The sequence below is a fragment of the Mycolicibacterium sp. P4_G11 genome, assembly GCF_056555145.1.
The window spans coordinates 167100-186367 of record NZ_JBFUJW010000015.1; the positions used below are offsets into that span (position 1 = coordinate 167100).

At 69.0% G+C, this 19268-nt stretch carries 16 protein-coding genes; 5 read left to right on the forward strand and 11 right to left on the reverse strand.

Going from position 1 to position 19268, the window contains the following annotated elements:
* Positions 1-11: 11 nt before the first annotated feature.
* The 11 genes from AC1U2B_RS27165 to AC1U2B_RS27215 form a co-directional block, all read right to left on the reverse strand.
* Positions 12-2108: a VWA domain-containing protein gene (locus tag AC1U2B_RS27165; protein WP_480219220.1), complete on the reverse strand. Its 2097-nt coding sequence runs from the start codon at positions 2106-2108 to the stop codon at positions 12-14.
* A gap of 98 nt (positions 2109-2206) precedes the next feature.
* On the reverse strand, positions 2207-4420 hold the full coding sequence (locus AC1U2B_RS27170) for a malate synthase G (protein WP_480219221.1): 2214 nt from the start codon (positions 4418-4420) through the stop codon (positions 2207-2209).
* 100 nt (positions 4421-4520) lie between these two features.
* Positions 4521-5876, reverse strand: coding sequence for an alpha/beta hydrolase (locus tag AC1U2B_RS27175; protein WP_480219222.1), 1356 nt, complete (start codon positions 5874-5876; stop codon positions 4521-4523).
* Complete coding sequence (locus tag AC1U2B_RS27180) at positions 5873-7240, reverse strand: lipase (protein ID WP_480219223.1); 1368 nt, start codon at positions 7238-7240, stop codon at positions 5873-5875. Before AC1U2B_RS27180 ends, AC1U2B_RS27175 begins: the two co-directional genes overlap by 4 nt.
* Positions 7237-8139 (reverse strand): 3-methyladenine DNA glycosylase, encoded by a 903-nt coding sequence (locus AC1U2B_RS27185; protein WP_480219224.1) that lies wholly within the window; start codon positions 8137-8139, stop codon positions 7237-7239. The genes AC1U2B_RS27180 and AC1U2B_RS27185 overlap by 4 nt, the downstream gene beginning before the upstream one ends.
* On the reverse strand, positions 8132-9181 hold the full coding sequence (locus AC1U2B_RS27190; RefSeq protein ID WP_480219225.1) for a hemolysin family protein: 1050 nt from the start codon (positions 9179-9181) through the stop codon (positions 8132-8134). The genes AC1U2B_RS27185 and AC1U2B_RS27190 overlap by 8 nt, the downstream gene beginning before the upstream one ends.
* The gene (locus AC1U2B_RS27195) at positions 9174-10535 is read right to left on the reverse strand and encodes a hemolysin family protein (protein WP_480219226.1); all 1362 of its coding nucleotides are present in this window, start codon (positions 10533-10535) and stop codon (positions 9174-9176) included. Before AC1U2B_RS27195 ends, AC1U2B_RS27190 begins: the two co-directional genes overlap by 8 nt.
* 256 nt (positions 10536-10791) lie before the next feature.
* The gene (locus AC1U2B_RS27200; RefSeq protein ID WP_480219227.1) at positions 10792-12228 is read right to left on the reverse strand and encodes a GuaB1 family IMP dehydrogenase-related protein; all 1437 of its coding nucleotides are present in this window, start codon (positions 12226-12228) and stop codon (positions 10792-10794) included.
* Positions 12229-12329: 101 nt separating this feature from the next.
* Positions 12330-13802 carry an NADP-dependent phosphogluconate dehydrogenase gene (gndA, locus tag AC1U2B_RS27205; protein ID WP_043399898.1) on the reverse strand — a complete coding sequence of 491 codons (1473 nt, stop codon included), beginning with the start codon at positions 13800-13802 and terminating at the stop codon, positions 12330-12332.
* 104 nt (positions 13803-13906) lie between these two features.
* Positions 13907-14863, reverse strand: a complete 957-nt coding sequence (locus AC1U2B_RS27210) for a M56 family metallopeptidase (RefSeq protein ID WP_480219228.1) — start codon at positions 14861-14863, stop codon at positions 13907-13909.
* A 14-nt stretch (positions 14864-14877) separates the two neighbouring features.
* Positions 14878-15294, reverse strand: a complete 417-nt coding sequence (locus AC1U2B_RS27215) for a BlaI/MecI/CopY family transcriptional regulator (RefSeq protein WP_043399903.1) — start codon at positions 15292-15294, stop codon at positions 14878-14880.
* A 211-nt stretch (positions 15295-15505) separates the two neighbouring features.
* Here AC1U2B_RS27215 and AC1U2B_RS27220 point away from each other — a divergent pair, with 211 nt between their 5' ends.
* The 5 genes from AC1U2B_RS27220 to AC1U2B_RS27240 all read left to right on the forward strand — a co-directional run bounded on the left by AC1U2B_RS27220 (position 15506) and on the right by AC1U2B_RS27240 (position 19262).
* Complete coding sequence (locus AC1U2B_RS27220) at positions 15506-16276, forward strand: iron reductase (protein ID WP_480219229.1); 771 nt, start codon at positions 15506-15508, stop codon at positions 16274-16276.
* Positions 16277-16402: 126 nt separating this feature from the next.
* Positions 16403-16804 carry a PaaI family thioesterase gene (locus AC1U2B_RS27225; protein ID WP_260938502.1) on the forward strand — a complete coding sequence of 134 codons (402 nt, stop codon included), beginning with the start codon at positions 16403-16405 and terminating at the stop codon, positions 16802-16804.
* A gap of 78 nt (positions 16805-16882) precedes the next feature.
* Entirely contained in the window at positions 16883-17185 is a 303-nt protein-coding gene (locus AC1U2B_RS27230) for an urease subunit gamma (protein WP_480219230.1), read from the forward strand.
* A 44-nt stretch (positions 17186-17229) separates the two neighbouring features.
* A complete protein-coding gene (locus tag AC1U2B_RS27235; protein ID WP_480219248.1) occupies positions 17230-17544 on the forward strand; it encodes an urease subunit beta in 315 nt (104 codons plus the stop codon).
* Positions 17541-19262, forward strand: coding sequence for an urease subunit alpha (locus tag AC1U2B_RS27240; protein WP_480219231.1), 1722 nt, complete (start codon positions 17541-17543; stop codon positions 19260-19262). The genes AC1U2B_RS27235 and AC1U2B_RS27240 overlap by 4 nt, the downstream gene beginning before the upstream one ends.
* The last annotated feature ends 6 nt before the right edge of the window (positions 19263-19268 follow it).

A 19268-nucleotide genomic window follows, 5' to 3' on the forward strand; every position in this document is an offset into this window, starting at 1 on the left:
TGCGTCGGAAACTACGGCAGGGCAGCGGCGACCGCGTTGGCCAGTTCGGGAGCCGCGGAGGTGGGCACGCCGGTGTACGTGCCGCCGGTGATCTGCGAGACGGCCTGCCAGGTCGAGCCGTCCGAGTCGGTGCCGATGTCGATGACGTTGATCGCCACCGGGCGGCCCGCGTCGAACGCCGACTTGATGTAGTCCTGCAGGCCCTGACCGTCCAGCGACTGGTCGGTGTGCGGGCCGGAGGTGATCACCAGGATCGAATTGGGCTGTCCCTCGACATATTTCGACATCGCGTCGCCGTAGAGCATGCGCAGCGTCGTGAACGAGACGTGACCGCCGCCCGAGGAGCTCTGGTTGTTCAGGTTCGAGATCAGCTGAGCCGCGTGTGCCTGCTCGCTGAGCGGGGCCACCGGAATCTCGTTGCGGCCCGCCACGCCGTCGAACGTCCACAGACCCACCGAGCTGTTCGGCGACATCGCCTTGAGCCGGTCCATCAGCGCGGTGGTCACGTTGCCCAACCGCGTCTTGGCGCCGTCGCTGATCGGCATCGACTGATCCAGCAAGATCGTCACGGCGGCGCTCTTCGACGTGCCACCGACAGCGTTGGCCAGCGTGGCGCGCGTGTTGGTGTCGCCGATCGCGAGGGCGTCGGGCAGTGCGCCGACGTTGACCACGTCGTTCTTCGGGGGATTGCCACCGTCGACGCGGAAGCCGGCCTTCGACAGCTCGGCGAGCTGCTCGGGCTTGCGCAGGAAGCGTTCGAATTCGCTCGCCGCGGTGACCTCTTCGTGCGACAGACCCTCGCCGGCGAGCAGCACGGCCGGGTAGTCGGCGACGGCCGGTGCGCCGGGCGGCAGCCAGGCCGCCAGCTTGCCCTTGGCATTGTCGGTGTGTTGCGACCGCTGGTAGAGCTGCTGTTCGGTGGTGACGACCGCGTGCACCGGCGCGGTGGCCGGGTCGCTCGCGGAGATCAGCGCGTCCAGCGCCGTCGAGACCTTGGGATCGGAGAGCTTCGGCTGCGCGGCCATCAACCGGTGCACGGCGCCCGCACCGGCATTCGCCGGGCCGCCATTGGCTGCGGCAGAGGCGACGGCCTCGGCCGCCAGGTAGGCCGCGTCACTGTTGTCGACGGTCGGCAGGGCCAGCCGCAGCGAGCCCCAGCCCGGCAGGCTCAGGCCGTCCAACGCCGTCGGCGTCGTCTGCAGCGTGGGCAGGGTGCCCCAGTTCTGTTGGGCCAGCGCATCTTTGAGCTGCGGCCGGACGGCCACCAGCACTGGTGACGTCGCCAGCGACTTCGCCTCACCGCTGATCGCCTGGTCACCGGCACCGGCAACCAGCCGGGCCGCCGACACCGAACTGGCCGGAACCCACAGGGCCGGGCGCGGTCCCAGGTTCGACGGCCACTTGTTGACCACACCGTCGACGACCGCGGTCGGATCGGTCGCCTTGACCTCGACCTTGACGCACTTGTCGCCGACGGGTGCGGCGGACTGGTTGTACTTGCCGGCCAGGGAGTTGAGCTGATCGGAGATCGACGAGTCGGCCATGACGGGCACGCTGACCGAGCCGGACACGCACCGCGCCGAAGCCTCCCTGCTGCGGTCGGACAGCACGCTGCCGAAGAAACGCCAGAGGATCACCGCGGCGACCACGACCACGACGGTCACCAGGGCGGCGATGACGCCGACGCTGACCCCGCGGCGCTTGGTGGCGATGGCCCGGTGGCTGCCGGTCCACTCACCACCCTCCCAGTCGCCGCTGTGCGCACGGACCGAGGCCCGGCGAGGGACGGCCGGGAACGCCTGGGTGACGCTCTCGGATCCGGTGAGGTCGGGTTGGTCCGAATAGTCGGTGTCGCCGTAGTCGGCGTCGGGCTCGTCGGTCTCGTACCGGTCGGCGGGACCGGCGGGCGGGGTGGGCACAGCCGGGGTGGCAGCAGGTCCGGTGGCAGCAGGCGGCATCCCGTGCATCTCGGCCCAGTCGTCCGGCACCCGGAACCCCGGAGCGCCGGTGGCGGATTCGTCGGCTTCCGGGATGTCCGGCGACAACGCGTCGTAGTCGGAGACTTCGTCGTCGGGTGACTCGTCGTCGGGAGCTCTGTGCCTACCCATTGGTGTCTGCTCCTGGTGTCGGCGTGCAATCGGCGGACCCGCGTCGCAAGACGTGGGCCCGCCGAATTTTAATCAACGATGATGGGGGAGTTAACCGTTCACGAACCGGCGTGTGCGGCCTTGAACTCCCGCCGGCGCCGATGCAGGATCGGCTCGGTGTAGCCGTTGGGCTGGGCGCAACCCTCGAGGATCAGCTCCTGCGCAGCCTGGAAGGCGATGCTGCCCTCCGGATCCGGTGCCATCGGCAGGTACGCCGAGTCGCCGGCGTTCTGCTCGTCGACCACCGCCGCCATCCGGCGCAGGCTCGCCTTGACGTCGTCCTCGGTGATGACGCCGTGCCGCAGCCAGTTGGCCAGCAGCTGGCTGGAGATGCGCAGGGTGGCGCGGTCCTCCATCAGCGCGATGTTGTGGATGTCCGGCACCTTCGAGCAGCCGACACCCTGGTCGATCCAGCGCACCACGTAGCCGAGGATCGACTGGCAGTTGTTGTCGACCTCTTCGTGGATCTCTTCGGGTGCCCAGGCCAGTTCCTTGGCCAGCGGGATGGTCAGCAGTTCGGCGCGGGTGGTGCGCTTCTTGCCGGCCAGCTCTTCCTGCACCTCGCGCACGTCGACCTGGTGGTAGTGCATGGCGTGCAGGGTGGCACCGGTCGGCGACGGCACCCACGCGGTGGTGGCGCCGGCCTGCGGCTGGGAGATCTTCTGCTTGACCATCTCGGCCATCAGATCGGTCATGGCCCACATGCCCTTACCGATCTGGGCGCGTCCGGCCAGACCGTCGGCCAGACCGGCGTCGACGTTGGCGTCCTCGTAGGCCTTGATCCAGGTCTGGCTCTTCATGGCGCCCTTGCGGACCATCGGGCCCGCTTCCATCGAGGTGTGGATCTCGTCGCCCGTGCGGTCCAGGAAGCCGGTGTTGATGAACACCACGCGGTCCTCGGCGGCCTTGATACAGGCGTTGAGGTTGACCGTGGTGCGGCGCTCCTCATCCATGATGCCGACCTTGAGGGTGGCCGCGGGCAGGCCGAGGACGTCCTCGACGCGGCTGAACAGCTCGCAGGTGAAGGCGACCTCGTCGGGGCCGTGCATCTTCGGCTTCACGATGTAGATCGAGCCGGTGCGGCTGTTGGTCAGCTCGCCGTTCTCCTTCGAGGATTTCAGGCCGTGCATGGCGATCAGGCCGGTGAACAGCGCGTCCTGGATGCCCTCGGGGATTTCGTTGCCGTCGGCGTCGACGATGGCGTCGTTGGTCATCAGGTGACCGACGTTGCGCACGAACAGCAGGCTGCGGCCCGGCAGGACCAGTTCGCCCTCGCCGTCCGGGGTGGTGAAGACGCGGTCGGGGTTCAGCGTGCGGGTGAAGGTCTTGCCGCCCTTGCTGACCTGCTCGGACAGGTCACCGCGGTTCAGGCCCAGCCAGTTGCGGTAGCCCAGCACCTTGTCGTCGGCGTCGACAGCCGCGACCGAGTCCTCGAAGTCCATGATCGTGGTGATCGCGGATTCCAGCACGACGTCCTTGATGCCGGCCTTGTCGGTCGAACCGATCGGCGACTCGGGGTCGACCAGGATTTCGATGTGCAGGCCGTGGTGCACCAGCAGCACCGACCACGCCGGGTCACCGAGCTTGCCGGTGTAGCCGACGAACTCCTCGGGGCTGGCCAGCCCGCTCGACAGCCCGTCGCCAAGTTCGGCCTGCAGTTGGTGCTCGTCATCGATCTTCAGGCCGGTGACGTCGGCCCACGAGCCGGCTGCCAGCGGGACGGCCTGGTCCAGGAAGCCCCGGGCGTAGGCGATCACCTTGTCGCCGCGCACCTTGTTGTAGCCACCCTTGCCGGCCTCGGCGCCGTCCTCGTCGGAGATGACGTCGGTGCCATACAGCGCGTCGTACAGCGAGCCCCAGCGGGCGTTGGCCGCGTTGAGCGCGAACCGGGCGTTCAGGATCGGCACCACCAGCTGCGGACCCGAGGTGCTGGTGATCTCCGGGTCGACGCCCGAGGTCCGGATGCAGAACTCCGCCGGTTCCGGCTGCAGGTAGCCGATCTCGGTGAGGAACTCCTGGTACGAGTTCTTGAACTCATCGGTGTCGACCGGATCGATGACCCGCGCCCGGTGCCACTTGTCGATCTGCGCCTGCAGATCGTCGCGGCGGGCCAGCAGCGCCTGGTTCTTCGGGGTCAGGTCGGTGATGACCTTGTCCACCCCGGCCCAGAAGCTGTCCGGGTCAACCCCGGTGCCGGGCAGGGCCTCGTTGGTGATGAAGTCGTGCAGTACGCGGGCCACCCGCAGATTTCCCACCGTCACACGATCAGTCATTTGTATTTCCTCCTAAGCAGCCCACGCGGCGACCCTCCACTTTACCCGTGGGTAACCGCAGCTCACCGCCGTGTCGGACATTGAGAACCCGGTCACACCCTCATTGCGGTGTCGAGCCCGGCAAACCGATGGCCGGGACACCGGGCGTGTGCAGGCGTCCGGCGAGCCATGGCAGGGCCGCGGCGAATACCTCTGCGGCACTGGGGAACGTGTGGTCACCGCCGTGCGGGACCACCGAACACTCGATACCGGCGGCGCTGACCATGGCACACAGGTAGCTGGCGACCGCGGTGTGGCTCTCCGGGTTGTCCGGCGGTTGCACGTTCGTCGCCGCGCCGGCCTGGGCCGGTTGGTGCACCACCGGCCCGTTCTCCGATACCGCGAACCAGCCGGCGACGCCGGTGTACGGCCCGTGCTTGCGCACCACGGTCGCCGGATCGAAGTGGGCGAATGCCGCCGCATCGCCGCCGAACAAACGCGCGATGGTCTGCGGTTCGGAACCGGCGTTGGGCCCGACCTGTCCGTCCATGTCGACGAAGGTCTGGAACAGCTCGGGGTGCATCACCGTGGTCATCACCGCGCACGTGCCACCGGCAGACCAGCCGACGATGCCCCAGCGGGACGGATCGGGGCTCGCCGAGAACGTCGAAGTGACAAATGGCACAACATCTTTGGTGAGGTGATCGGCGGCCATGCCGCGGGGCCCGTTGACACACTCGGTGTCGTTGGAGAACTGGCCGCTGGTGTCGACGAACACCAGGATGGGCGCGTTGCCGCCGTGGGCGGCCGCGAATTCGTCGGCGGTGCGCTGGGCGCCGCCGGCCGTCGGCCAGTCGGCCGGCCACCCGAATTCACCGCCCACCATGACCACGACCGGCAGCTGCGGGGCGTCGTGGGCGAACCACGCCGGCGGTAGATAGACCATTTCCGGACGGGTGCGGAAGCCCGACGCGTCCGTCGGAATCTGCACCGAGATCAGGACGCCGCGGTCCGGCACCTGGCCGGCGCCGCGCATTGCCAGCGCGGTGTTCAGATCGATCTCGCCCTTGAGTTCGGCGCCGGTGGCCCGCTGCCACAGGGCCTCGACGGTCGGCAGATAACCGGTCCAGGTGTTCACCGCCAGGCCCGCGCACACCGCGCACAGCGGCACCACCGCGACGGCCAGCGACCGGCGCCACCAGTGCAGGCCCGGCCACCCCGCGATGGCCACCACGAGTGCCACGCCGGTCAGGACGATCCAGACCCACAGCGAGGTCGGGGCCGGGCCGCCCGCGAGGCCTTGGTCGGAGATGAACCAGCTGCAGCCCAGTGCCAGGACGATGCCGGTCCCGACCGCGACCGGGAGCCACAGTCGCAGCCAGCGCGGGGACCGCCGGCCGACGGCGACGATCAGGCCAAGCACCGTCACCACCTGGATCAGCGTTGGCAGCCAGCCGTCGAGCAGGCCGATGTTCATTCGGCGTCCCCGAAGTCCGTCGGCGGCGGGGGCGCGGGCTGCGGGTGATGCGGCGTCGGGGTTTCGGCTTCGGTCCGTTCGGCGGTCTGGGTCACCTCTTCGGTGTCCGAACTCGACTGCCCGGTGTCGGAGTCGTCCGAGTTAGAACTGGCGGTCGTCGTCGGCGTGGCGGTGGTCGGGGTGGCGCCGGCACAGTTGTTGGGCGCCGGGGTCCCGTTGAACCGGTCGGTGATCCAGCCGAGGGCGTCGGCTTCGTCGGGCTGGACGTAATCGATCACGTCGCCCATGGCACAGGCCCGCTCGACGGCGGCGGCGGTCTGCTCGGGCGGCACCAGGCCGTCGGCCGGCCCGGGGGTGATCAGCATCGGGGCGGCGGCCGGCGCCTGCGGCAGCGTCGCCTTCCGCAGGTAACCGCGCAGCGCTTCGGTGGCGGCGGGCGTCGTCGGGCCGAGGTCGTGCGGTGTCAGCGAATCCAGGATGCCCGCGCGGTCGGCGACGGCCGGACCGCGGCAGGCCGACAACGTGTCCCAGTGGTCGCGGGCGGCGCCGCGGCGGTAGTCCTCGATGGGGAATCCCGGATAAGCCTGCGGCATGACCGCCAGGTACTGCTGCAGCATGAGCTGCTGGTCGCGGTTCAGGTCCCCGGCGGCCGACGCGTCGGCCAGCCAGTCGAGTGCCGCGGTCGGGGCCAGGGCAACCGCACCCTGCGGGCGCAGGCCGCCGCCGTAATCGGTGGCCAGCTCGGCGGCCGCCCAGGCGGCCTGCCCGCCCTGCCCGGTGCCCACCGCGATCCAGTTCGTGGAGGCGGCAGGGACCAGCTTGCGCGTCGCCCGCGCGAGGTCGATCAGGTTGAAGCCCTCGGTCGTCGAGTCCAGATACGGGTGATAGGTCTCGTCGAGCCCGATGCCCTGATAGTCGGTGATCGCCACCAGATACCCGGCGCCGACCATGAGCCGCACGGTCGGCAGCAGGCCCAGCAGGCTCGGCGACGACGACGGCGCGCAGTCGGACTTGATGCCGCTGCCCGGGTTGGCCAGCGCGATGATGCGCCAGCCGCCCTCGGGCGGCTTGCCCTTCGGCAGGAACACCGAGCCCGTCACCTTGGGGTGGCTGTCGTTGATGCCCGACGTGGAGACGTAGGTGATGCGCGCGGAGATGGCGGTCAGCCCGGCCAGTTCGGGGTCGACGGTGGTCAGTGGCTGCGCGGCGACGAGCGTGCCGGGGCCGGCGCCGCTGTAGTCGCCCGGCAACACCTGCCCACTGCGCGGCGTGCTGCGACCGGGCTGGTCGTCAGAGCAGCCGGCGACGGTCAGCGCGGCCGCCAGAGCGGCAGCGGCGATCCGCAGCACTGTCCGGACCGTCAAGGTGTGCTCCCGTCGGAGTGGTGGCCGAGCAACGCCAGGCATTCGGACAACAGTGATTCACGTAGTGGCACAGCGAGATTGGCGATGTCCTGCTGACGGCGCACGTACTCGGCGCGGCCCGTCGGGTCCTCGATGGCGATCGGCTCGATGCCGTAGTCGCTGAGGTCATACGGGCTGGCCCGCATGTCGAGGACGCGTGCGTCCGCCGCGAGGTCAAGGCAATCCATCAACAGATTCGACTCCAGCAAAGGTCCGAGCTTGTAACTCCATTTGTACAAGTCCATATTTGCGTGCACACAGCCCGGCTGCTCGGTGGCCGACTGGGCGTGTCGGGACAGGGCTTCGCCGTTGCGCGGGACGGCCGCCTCGGTGAAGAACCGGTAGGCGTCGAAATGCGTGCACCGCAGCGGCATCGACTCGACCACGGCGTCGGTGTCCGACGCGCTCAGCCGCAGCGGCACCCGGGCGTGCCGCACCTCGGGAGCGCGGTACACCATGGCCCATTCGTGCAGGCCGAAACAGTTCAACCGGGCCGGGCGGGCCGCCGTCGCAGTCAACAGGTCGGCAACGAAGGCGACGGTGTCCCGGCGGCCGGCGAGGTACGCGTCCGTCACCGTGACAGCGTCACCGGTGTGGCCGTACCCGGCCCGGTCGGTGAACCGCCGCGTGCCGGGCCCGGTCAGCGCCCGACCGAAACCCGGGTGCCAGCGCCTCAGCTGGCGGGGCTTGAGGCTGTAGTAGGTGAACAGGAAGTCCCACACCGGATGCGGCTCGCCGGCCCGCATCCGCCGCTCATGCGGTGCGAGGAAGGCGTCGACGCGGTCCAGGTAACGCTGTTCGCGCAGCGCCCAGTCGTGCTCGTCCAGGACCTCGGGCAGTGCGCACACCGTCTCAGACACGGTGGGTACCGTCGCGCACCACGCCGACCAGGTCCTCCACCAGGTCTTCCAGCGTCACCATCGCGGTGACGTACCCGTCGGTGGTCACCAGGGACAAGTGACTGTTGTTGCGGCGCAACCACGACAGCGCGTCGACCACCGGCAGCGTCGAGGCCACCATGGGCAGCGGGCGCACCATGGACCGGTCCAGCACGGCGTCGTTGTGGTCCATGCAGGGCAGCACGTCCTTGATGTGCAGGTAACCGAGGTAGGCGCTGTGGCCGTCGGTGACCGGGAACCGGGAATAGCCGGTCTCGCGCAACGCCTCGGCCACCGCACCCACCGTGGGACCGGTTCCGGGTGCCGCGATCGGCACCGCGCGGATGTCCTGCAGGGGGATCGCGACGTCCCTGACCGTCCGGGTCCGGATGTCCAGCGCGCGCTTGAGCCGGACGTGTTCCTCGGCGTCCAGCAGCCCCTCCGACAGCGACTCGGTCAGCATCTCGGACAGCTCCACCGATGAGACCGTGACATCCAGCTCGTCCTTTGGCTCCACCCCGAGCAGCCGCAGCGTGCTGTTGGCGCACCAGTTGTAGAAGATGACGAACGGCCGGGCGACGCTCATGTAGACCAGGTACGGCGGGATCAGCAGCATCGCGGCTTTCTCCGGCCCGGCGATGGCGATGTTCTTCGGCACCATCTCGCCGAGGAGCACGTGCACCGTCACCACGATCGCCAAGGCGACGGCGAAAGCCGCGGTGTGCAGCACGGTGTCGGGCACGCCGAAGGCGTCGAAGGGTTCGCGAAGCAGGTGCGCGACGGCCGGTTCACCGATGCGGCCCAGCAGGATCGAGCAGATGGTGATGCCGAGCTGAGCGCCGGCCAGCATCATCGACAGTCGCTCACCGGCCCGCAACACGGTGACAGCGCTGCGCTTGCCCTGTTCGGCGAGGGCCTGCAGGCGGTCGCGGCGGGCCGAGATCAGCGCGAACTCGGCGCTCACGAAGAACGCGTTGGCGCCCAGCAGGGCCATGGTCAGCAGGATGCCGAGAACGTCATTCATCGTCGGCTCCCGACTGGTCCGTGCCGAGTTCGGTGAGTTCGAGCTGGTCGATGCGCCGCCCGTCCATCCGCATGACCGTGGCTTTCCATTGCACCGGGTCCAGCTCCGGGTTGTCCGGGTCGAACTCGGTCAGCACGACGGTGTCGCCCACGTCGGGGATGTGGCCGAGCTCTTTGAGCACCAGCCCGCCGATGGTTTCGTAGTCGCCTTCGGGCGCGCGGAACGGGGTCTCGGTGTCCACTTCGTCGATCCGCATCAGACCCGACACCAGCCAGCCATCGCGCACCTCGACCACATCGGGGGTGGCGTCGTCGTGTTCGTCGCGGACGTCGCCGACGATCTCCTCGATGAGGTCCTCGACGGTGACCATGCCGGCGGTGCCGCCGTACTCGTCGACCACCAGGGCGGTCTGGACGCCGTTGGCCCGGATCTGGGTCATCACCGCGTCACCGTCGAGGGTCGACGGCACCGTCGGGACGGGCCGTGCCAGTTGCGCGAGCCGGGTACCGGCGCGCAGCTCGACGGGTATCGCGAAGACCTGTTTGACGTGCACGATGCCGACGGTCTCGTCGAGGTCCCCGGCGACGATCGGGAACCGGGAGAACCCGGTGCGGATGGCCGTCTCGATGAGATCGGCGACGGTGTCGGTGACCTCCAGCGACTCGATCATGGATCGCGGCGTCATCAACTCCTCGGCGGTGCGGCCGCCGAATTGCAGGGAGCGGTCGATCAATTGGGCCGTCTGCGGGTCCAGCGACCCGCTTTCGGCGGAGTTGCGCACCAGCGCCAGCAGTTCCTGCGCGGACCGCGCCGAACGGAGTTCCTCGGCGGGCTCGACGCCGAGCCGGCGCAGCACCCAGTTGGCGGTGCCGTTGGTCAGTTTGATCACGGGGGAGAACGCCAGGGAGAAGAACCACTGCAGCGGCACGGTGGCACGCGCGGTCGGCACCGGCCGGGCCACGGCGAGGTTCTTGGGCACCAGCTCGCCGAAGACCATCGACACCGATGTCGCGATCAGCAGGGCCAGCGTCAGGGCCACCGAATCGGTGAACTTCTCCGGCAGCCCGACCGCCTGCAACGGGCCGCGCAGCAGCCGCGCCACCACGGGTTCGGCCAGGTAGCCGGTGATCAGGGTGGTGATCGAGATGCCGATCTGCGCGCCGGACAGCTGGAACGACAGGCTGCGGTGCGCGGTGCGGATGATCCGGTCGCGCCGGCCGCCGTCGCGGGCGTTGGCCTCCACCGTACTGCGTTCCAGCGCGGTCAACGAGAACTCGGCGGCGACGAAGACCGCAGTGCCGACAGTGAGCAGGATGAACGCGGCCAGGCTCGCGATGGTCAGTGCGGAGGTCACCGGGCACCACCGCTCGGGGCGCCGGGCTGACGGCCCGGCCGGCTACTGGGAGGTTCGGAGTCCATTGATTCAGGGCTCGGTTCGGGGAGCGCGTGATTGGCGTCGCACGCTCCCGCCGCGCTCGGGGCGGTCGACGCCCCAACGGGTGCCTGCGGCACGTGCTCCCTTTCGCTGAATCGACATCGACGGCCGACCGACGCCTATTGCAATCGTCGGCCGTATGGCAATGGTAGCTGGTCGGCCCCGTCGGACCTGCTCACCAACCGGTGGGCAGCGGGTGTCCTTCGGCGAATCCGGCGGCCGATTGCACCCCGAGCACCACTTTTTCGTGCAGCTCGGCGAGGTTTGCCGCGCCGACGTACGTGCAGGTGCTGCGGACGCCGGAGGTGATGTGATCGAGCAGGTCTTCGACCCCGCCGCGGACGGGGTCCAGCTCCATCTTCGAGGACGAGATGCCTTCCTCGAACAAGGCCTTGCGAGCCCGGTCGAACGCGCCGTCACCGGCCGTACGGGCGGCCACCGCACGCTTGGAGGCCATGCCGAAGCTCTCCTTGTAGACGCGGCCCTCGCGGTCGGTCAGCAGGTCACCGGGCGACTCGTACGTGCCGGCGAACCATGAGCCGATCATCACGTTCGACGCGCCCGCGGCCAGGGCCAGTGCCACGTCGCGCGGGTGCCGGACACCGCCGTCAGCCCACACGTGGCCGCCGAGTTCCCTTGCCGCCGAGGAACATTCGACGACGGCGGAGAACTGCGGCCGCCCCACCCCGGTCATCATCCGGGTGGTGCACATGGCGCCGGGGCCGACGCCCACCTTGACGATGGACGCGCCCGCGTTGATCAGGTCCCGGGTGCCGGCGGCGGACACCACGTTGCCGGCCGCGAGCGGCAGGCCGAGGTCGAGTGCGGCCACCGCGCTCAACGCCTCGAGCATCTTGGCCTGGTGCCCGTGCGCGGTGTCGACGACCAGGACGTCCACGCCGGCTTCGGCGAGCGCACGGGCCTTGGCGGCGACATCACCGTTGATCCCGACGGCGGCCGCGATCCGGAGCCGGCCCCGTGCGTCGACGGCGGGGGTGTAGATGCCCGCGCGGATGGCGCCGGTGCGGGTCAGCACGCCGGCCAGCGAACCGTCGGCGTTGGTCAGCACGGCCACGCCCGTCGGGGAGTGCTCCAGCAGGTCGAACACCTTGCGCGGTTCGGTGCCCGCGGGCGCGGAGACGAAATCGGTGCTGGCCACGTCGCGGACGCGCGCGAACCGGTCGACCCCGGCACAGCCGGCCTCGGTGACCAGCCCGAGCGGGCGTCCGTCCGCCAGGACCACCGCGGCGCCGTGGGCGCGCTTGTGCAGCAGGGCGAGGGCATCCGAGACCGAGTCGTCGGGGGCGAGCACCACCGGGGTGTCCACCACCAGGTCGCGGCTCTTGACGAAGTCGACGGTGCCCCGGACCGCGTCGATGGGCAGGTCCTGCGGCAGCACCACGATGCCACCGCGGCGGGCGATGGTCTCGGCCATCCGGCGGCCGGCGACCGCGGTCATGTTGGCGACGACGATCGGGATGGTGGTGCCCGTGCCGTCGGTGGTGGCCAGGTCGACGTCGAAGCGGGAGGTCAGTTCTGAGCGCCCCGGCACGACGAAGACGTCGTTGTAGGTCAGGTCGTACGGAGGCTGGTGGCCGTCGAGAAACTGCACACCTTCAGCCTAGTGGCCTCGCCTGACAATGCCGAGCGGACATGAAACTGTCCCTCTTCCGGGGAAAAGGGACAGTTTCATGTCTGCTCGCGAGCGAAGAGCTACGCCTCGACCTCGGTCCGGTCGCCGCTCCACAGCGTGTGGAACTTCTTGCCCTCCGGCGCGTCGGTGCGGCCGTAGGTGTGGGCGCCGAAGAAGTCGCGCAGGCCCTGCGTCAGTGCCGCGGGCAGCCGCTCGGTGCGCAGTGCGTCGTAGTAGGACAGCGACGAGGCGAAGCCCGGGATCGGGATGCCCAGCTCGGTGGCCGTCACCACGACGCGGCGCCAGCTGTCGATGGCCGACTCGACCGCGGTGCGGAAGTACGGCGCGGCCAACAGGGTGGCGAGCTCCGGCTCGGCGTCGAACGCGTCCTTGATCCGGTTCAGGAACTTGGCGCGGATGATGCAGCCGCCGCGCCAGATGGTGGCCAGATCGCCGGGCTTGACGTCCCAGCCGTACTCGGCGCTGCCGGCCTCGATCTGGTTGAAGCCCTGCGCGTACGCGACGATCTTCGACGCGTACAGCGCCTGGCGCACGTCCTCGACGAACTTCGTGGCGTCGCTGGGCTTCTCGCCGAGCTGGCCCGAGGCCATGCCCACGGTGGCCCGCCGCTGCGGCACCGAGCCCGACAGGGCGCGGGCGAACACCGCTTCGGCGATGCCGGTGATGGGGATGCCGAGGTCGAGCGCTGACTTGACGGTCCAGCGGCCGGTGCCCTTCTGCTCGGCCTCGTCGACGATGACGTCGACCAGCGGCTTGCCGGTCTTGGCGTCGACCTGGCGCAGCACCTCGGCGGTGATCTCGACCAGGTAGCTGTCCAGGTCGCCCTTGTTCCACTCGGCGAACACGTCGGCGATCTGCCCGGCCGTCATGCCCAGGCCGTCACGCAGCAGCTGGTAGGCCTCGCCGATGAGCTGCATGTCGGAGTACTCGATGCCGTTGTGCACCATCTTGACGAAGTGGCCTGCGCCGTCAGGGCCGATGTGCGTGCAGCACGGCACGCCGTCGACGTGCGCGGAGATCTCCTCGAGCAGTGGGCCCAGGCTCTTGTAGGACTCGGCCGGCCCGCCCGGCATGATCGACGGGCCGTTCAGCGCGCCTTCTTCGCCGCCGGAGATGCCCGCACCGACGAAGTGCAGGCCGCGCTCGCGGATGGCCTTCTCGCGGCGGATGGTGTCGGTGTACAGCGCGTTGCCGCCGTCGATGATGATGTCGCCGGGCTCCATGGCGTCGGCGAGTTCGTTGATGACGGCGTCGGTCGGGTCGCCGGCCTTGACCATGATCAGCACGCGGCGCGGCTTCTCCAGCGCGTCCAGGAATTCGGCGATGGTCTCGCTGCGGACGAACTTGCCCTCGGCGCCGTGTTCGGCGATCAGGGCGTCGGTCTTGGCGACGGAGCGGTTGTGCAGCGCGACGGTGTAGCCGTGGCTGGCGAAGTTACGGGCAATGTTGGAGCCCATGACAGCCAGGCCGGTGACGCCGATCTGGGCAGTGGCGGTGGTTGCGGACGGTTCCGGGTTTCCCGACGAGCTCACGGCTGGCCCTTTCGTTGTTTGGTTGTGGCGCACAGTCTTTCGGACCGGCGCAAGGCCGGTGCGGCGTCATCCGCCACCGATGCTGATGGTGCCAGTCGCAAAGTCTACGAGAAGAACAAGCGGTGCAATTCAGTGAGCCAGGGCACAGCCACCGCGACGGTCGGAACGACCAGGACGGAGGCGGCGGCCAGGTAGGCGGCCGCGGCCAGCCAGGAGCTGTTGGGTTCGCCGGCCAGGCGCTGCACGCGCAGGATCGTGGTCGGCCCACCGGCGGCGAGGGCGCCCTTGGGAGCTCGTCCGGACGCGCAGGCCACCAGGGCGCGGGCCAGTGGTGTCGGGCCGGTGGCCCGGACGGCGGCGTCGTCGGCGAGCAGTTCGATCAGCAGGCGGACCGCGTCGAGGGCGCTGGCGCTCCGGACGAAGCGGGGGAAGGCGGCGTGGACGGCGATGAACATCTCGAGCACCAGGTCGTGCCGGGCTCGCAGGTGTGCGTGTTCGTGGCTGAGGATGGCGGCGATCTCGCTGTCGTGCAGGTGCTTGAGGGCACCTTCGCTGAGCACCACACGACTGCGGACGCCGGGCAGACAGTAGGCGAGCGGCTGCTGGACGTCGAGAATGCGCAGGCCGTGGCCGATCAGGTGGCGGGCCTGGGGGGCGGGTGCGGTGTCCCGCGAACAGTCGAGCAGGTCGACGATCATGCGGTGGTGTGCGCGCCGGCGTCGCGTCGCGATGGCGACCTGGATGAAGGCGATGGCCAGCCGGCCGCCGACGACGAGGGTCAGCGCGAAGACCGCGACGTGCGTGAGCCACACCGGCCAGCCCATGACGCTGATCTCGCTGGTTGCGGTGGTCGTCGGGCGACCGTCAGGACCTGGCGCGAAAAGGCTGCTGGCGACGGCGATGCCGGCGCTGAAGGCGGACAGCACGGCGGCGATGGCAATCGACTGCCACAACACGATCGCGGCCCGGGGGGCCCGCTGCGGCCACGATGCGCGCGCCAGCAAGGCGGGTACCGGCCCGACCAGCAGTAGCGCAACGAGAGTGAAGGCCAGGGCGGACACGCGCTAAGTGTCTCTCAGTCGGTGCCGGAAATGCCAGTCGCCGGTGGGATTCGGTGCTTGGCTTCCAGCTCATCGAGGGCCCGCCGCAGCGCGTCGGCCTCGTCGACCCCGACGCGTTCGACGAAATGAACCAGTGCCGCGACCCGGCTGCCGGAGTCGGAGGCCTGGTCAAGTGCGTCGACCATGAGTCCGGCGACCAGTTCGTCGCGGCCGTGGGTCGGTGCGTAGCGGTGCGCGCGGTCATCGCGATGCTGGACGACCAGATTCTTCTTCGCCAGACGCTGGAGCACCGTCATGATCGTGGTGTAGGCCAGGTCCCGGCGCGTCGCGAGGGCTTCATGCACCTGGCGGACGGTTTGTGGCTCGCGGGAGGACCAGAGGTGATCCATCACCTCGCGCTCCAACTCGCCCAGCCGCGTCATTTTCGCCATGTCCTATTTCACTCTTTCGGCAGTGTTTCCAGGGTACTACGCATTTACTACCGTGCGTCGTATCCATTTCGCATGTCCTCCCCAACGTCCCGGTTGAACGTTGCGGTTCCCGGTCAGGGCTGTTTTTTCGCTGCTTGTGAGTCCCGTCACAGCGGTTTACATCTCGTGGGTCGTCACTATAGTAAGGCTAACCTAACCTAAGGATGTGTTCATGCCCTCCGCTGTGACTGACCCCTTGATCGCCACGATGGACATCCGCCGGATGCTTCCGTTGCACGAGTCGAGTCGCCGGCTGCGCGAGTTGTGCCCGAGTGATCCCAGGGTCTATGGCGTTGCGGTGATGGACGACATCTCCCGTCGCCGGTGGTGGCCGCTCGCCGAGGCTGTGACGGGTGACCGGCTCCAGACGATGTTCGACACCGCGGTGCTGGATACCGGCAGTGAATCGGTCGCCGCCCAGCAGGTGGCCGCCATGCTCGCGCACGTCGTCATCGGCCGCGTGGTGCCGCTGCTGGTGCTGGAGGGGCGGGCCTGGGACCCCGGGCTGGAGAACCTGTGGGTTCACATCGACTCGGAGGGTGGCATCGACTGGGTCGGCGTCGCGGACCCGACCCTGCGGGTGCTGCCCGGCGATCCGGTATTCGGCGGGCGGGCAGTGTGGGCGACCCGGCGGATCGCTGACGGGATCGTCGGCTTCCCGGGCGAGGAGGCGCTGGCGACCTGGCTGGCGCATCGGTGCCACCGTGCGCTGCAACCGCTGTTCGCGAAGCTCTTCGAGGTCAGTGGCGGTGTCATGACGGTGCCGGCGATGTGGCACATCGTGGGCTCCGCCGTGGTGGGTTCGGCGACCCGGGTTCCGCTGTTGGCCGGCGTCAGCGACGTCGACGGCATGCGTCGGGCCCAGGCGGTGCTGGACACCCTCGTCGGGTTTGGTGCCCCGGTGCGCGGACTCGATCGGATGAACCTGGCAAGGGCTTGCTAATTAGGCAAGCCTTGCCTACTATTCAGGAGTCGAGAAACTAACGGACCGCGCCGGAATCCTGAGGGCTGCAGTGATTCCCGGTCCACTCGAAGAGCAGGCCCCGCACCATCGGTGAGACAGCTATTCGTGACGACATCTGTGCCCGCGGACCTCGGCAAGGGCTTCGACGCCGAAATCGGACTGACCTATCTGGAGGTCACCGCGGACGGCGCACGCGCGCAACTGAAGATCACCGACAAGCTGCTACAGCCCTGGGGAATCGTGCACGGCGGCATCCACTGCGCCGTCGTCGAAAGTGTCGCCAGTGTCTCCGGCCACGTCTGGCTCGCCGAGCACGGTGGCGGCACGGTCGTCGGCGTCAACAACAACACCGACTTCCTGCGCGCGCTCAAGACCGGAACGATCACCGCCACCTCGACGCCGATCCACCGGGGCCGCCGCCAGCAGCTGTGGCTGGTCACGATCACCGATGAGGACGATCGGATGGTCGCGCGGGGCCAGGTGCGGCTCCAGAATCTCGAGGGCTGAGCCTTCGGATGCGCCTGAGGGGCTGAAAGCTCCGGCCCGACATGCCGTTCCCGGCGTGCCGTGGCAATATCGCCCCTTATGCGTTTGACGCCGCATGAGCAAGAACGCCTGCTGATTTCGTACGCCGCCGAACTGGCCCGTCGACGGCAGGCCAGAGGGTTGCGCCTGAATCACCCCGAGGCGGTGGCGGTGATCACCGATCACCTGCTGGAAGGCGCCCGCGATGGACGGACGGTCGCGGAGCTGATGGTCAGCGGCCGGGACGTCCTGAGCCGTGACGACGTCTTGGACGGGGTTCCAGAGATGCTGCCCGACGTCCAGGTCGAGGCCACCTTCCCGGACGGCACCAAACTGGTCACCGTCCACCACCCGATTGCCTGAGGACGGCGACGATGACGGACCGGACGAGTACCGAGGGCGCGACGCTGATTCCCGGTGAAATCCTTTATGGCGACGGCGATATCGCCTTCAACGCGGGTGCCGAGCGGCTGGTCCTCGACGTGGTCAACAGCGGTGACCGGCCCGTGCAGGTCGGCAGCCACGTGCATTTCCCGCAGGCCAACTCGGCGTTGGACTTCGACCGCGCGGCGGCACACGGGCACCGGCTCGACGTGCCGGCGGGTACCGCCGTCAGATTCGAACCTGGTGTCGCCCAGCGGGTTTCACTGGTTCCGCTGGGCGGGACGCGGGAAGTGTATGGGCTGTCGCTCGACGCGCCCGGAAAGCTGGATGCCTCGTGAGTTCATTGTCTCGCGCCCGGTACGCGGCGCTGTTCGGGCCGACGACGGGCGACCGGATCCGCCTGGCGGACACCGATCTGCTGATCGAGATCACCGAGGACCGCAGCGGCGGCCCGGGACTGTCCGGTGACGAGGCGGTCTTCGGCGGTGGCAAGGTGCTGCGCGAGTCCATGGGGCAGGCCCGGGCGACCCGCGCCGACGGTGCCCCGGACACCGTGATCACCGGCGCGATCATCATCGACTACTGGGGAATCATCAAGGCCGACGTCGGGATTCGCGACGGCCGCATCGTCGCCATCGGCAAGGCCGGCAACCCCGACATCATGTCCGGGGTGCACCCCGACCTGGTGGTGGGCCCGTCCACCGAGATCATCGCCGGCAACGGGCGAATCCTCACCGCGGGCGGCATCGACTGTCACGTCCATTTCATCTGTCCGCAGATCCTCGAAGAGGCGATCGGCGGCGGCATCACCACGATGATCGGTGGCGGCACCGGGCCCGCCGAGGGCAGTAAGGCCACCACCGTCACGCCCGGCGCCTGGCACCTGGGACGCATGCTGCAGGCCCTCGACGGCTGGCCGATGAACATCCTGCTGCTCGGCAAGGGCAACACCATCAACCCCGACTCGATGTGGGAGCAATTGCGCGGCGGCGCAGCCGGTTTCAAACTGCACGAGGACTGGGGCACCACCCCGGCCGCCATCGACGCGTGTCTGCGGGTGGCCGAAGAGGCCGACGTCCAGGTGGCCCTGCACTCGGACACCCTCAACGAGATGGGGTTCGTCGAGGACACCCTGGCGGCCATCGCCGGCCGGGCCATCCACGCGTACCACACCGAGGGCGCCGGCGGCGGCCATGCGCCCGACATCATCACCGTCGCCAGCCATCCGAACGTGATGCCCAGTTCGACCAACCCGACGCGGCCCCACACCGTCAACACCCTCGACGAACACCTCGACATGCTGATGGTGTGCCACCACCTCAACGCCGCCGTGCCCGAGGATTTGGCGTTCGCGGAGAGCCGGATTCGGCCGTCGACCATTGCCGCCGAGGATCTGCTGCACGACATCGGCGCCATCTCGATGATCGGCAGCGACAGCCAGGCCATGGGACGCATCGGTGAAGTGGTGCTGCGGACCTGGCAGACCGCGCACGTGATGAAGAAGCGCCGGGGGCCGCTGCCCGGCGACGGTCCGGCGGACAACAACCGGGTTCGCCGATACGTGGCGAAGTACACCATCTGCCCGGCCGTGACCCACGGTATCGACCACGAACTCGGTTCGGTGGAGGTCGGCAAGCTCGCCGATCTGGTGCTCTGGGAGCCCGCGTTCTTCGGCGTCCGCCCGCATCTGGTGCTCAAAGGCGGCGCGATCGCCTGGGCGGCGATGGGGGATGCGAACGCTTCGATCCCGACGCCGCAACCCGTCCTGCCGCGCCCGATGTTCGGAGCACATCCCTCGGTGGCGGCCGGGCTGTCGGTGCATTTTGTCTCACCGACCGCCATCGAGGACGACCTTGCGGCGCGACTGGGCTTGCGGCGCAGGCTCGTTCCGGTCAAGAACGTCCGGGGCCGGGGCAAGGCGGACCTGCCGCTCAACGACGCGATGCCCGACATCCGCGTCGATCCCGACACTTTCACCGTCCGGATCGACGGAGAGGTCTGGCAGGAACAGCCCGCCGCTGAGCTGCCGATGGCACAGAGATACTTCCTGTTCTGATGGATA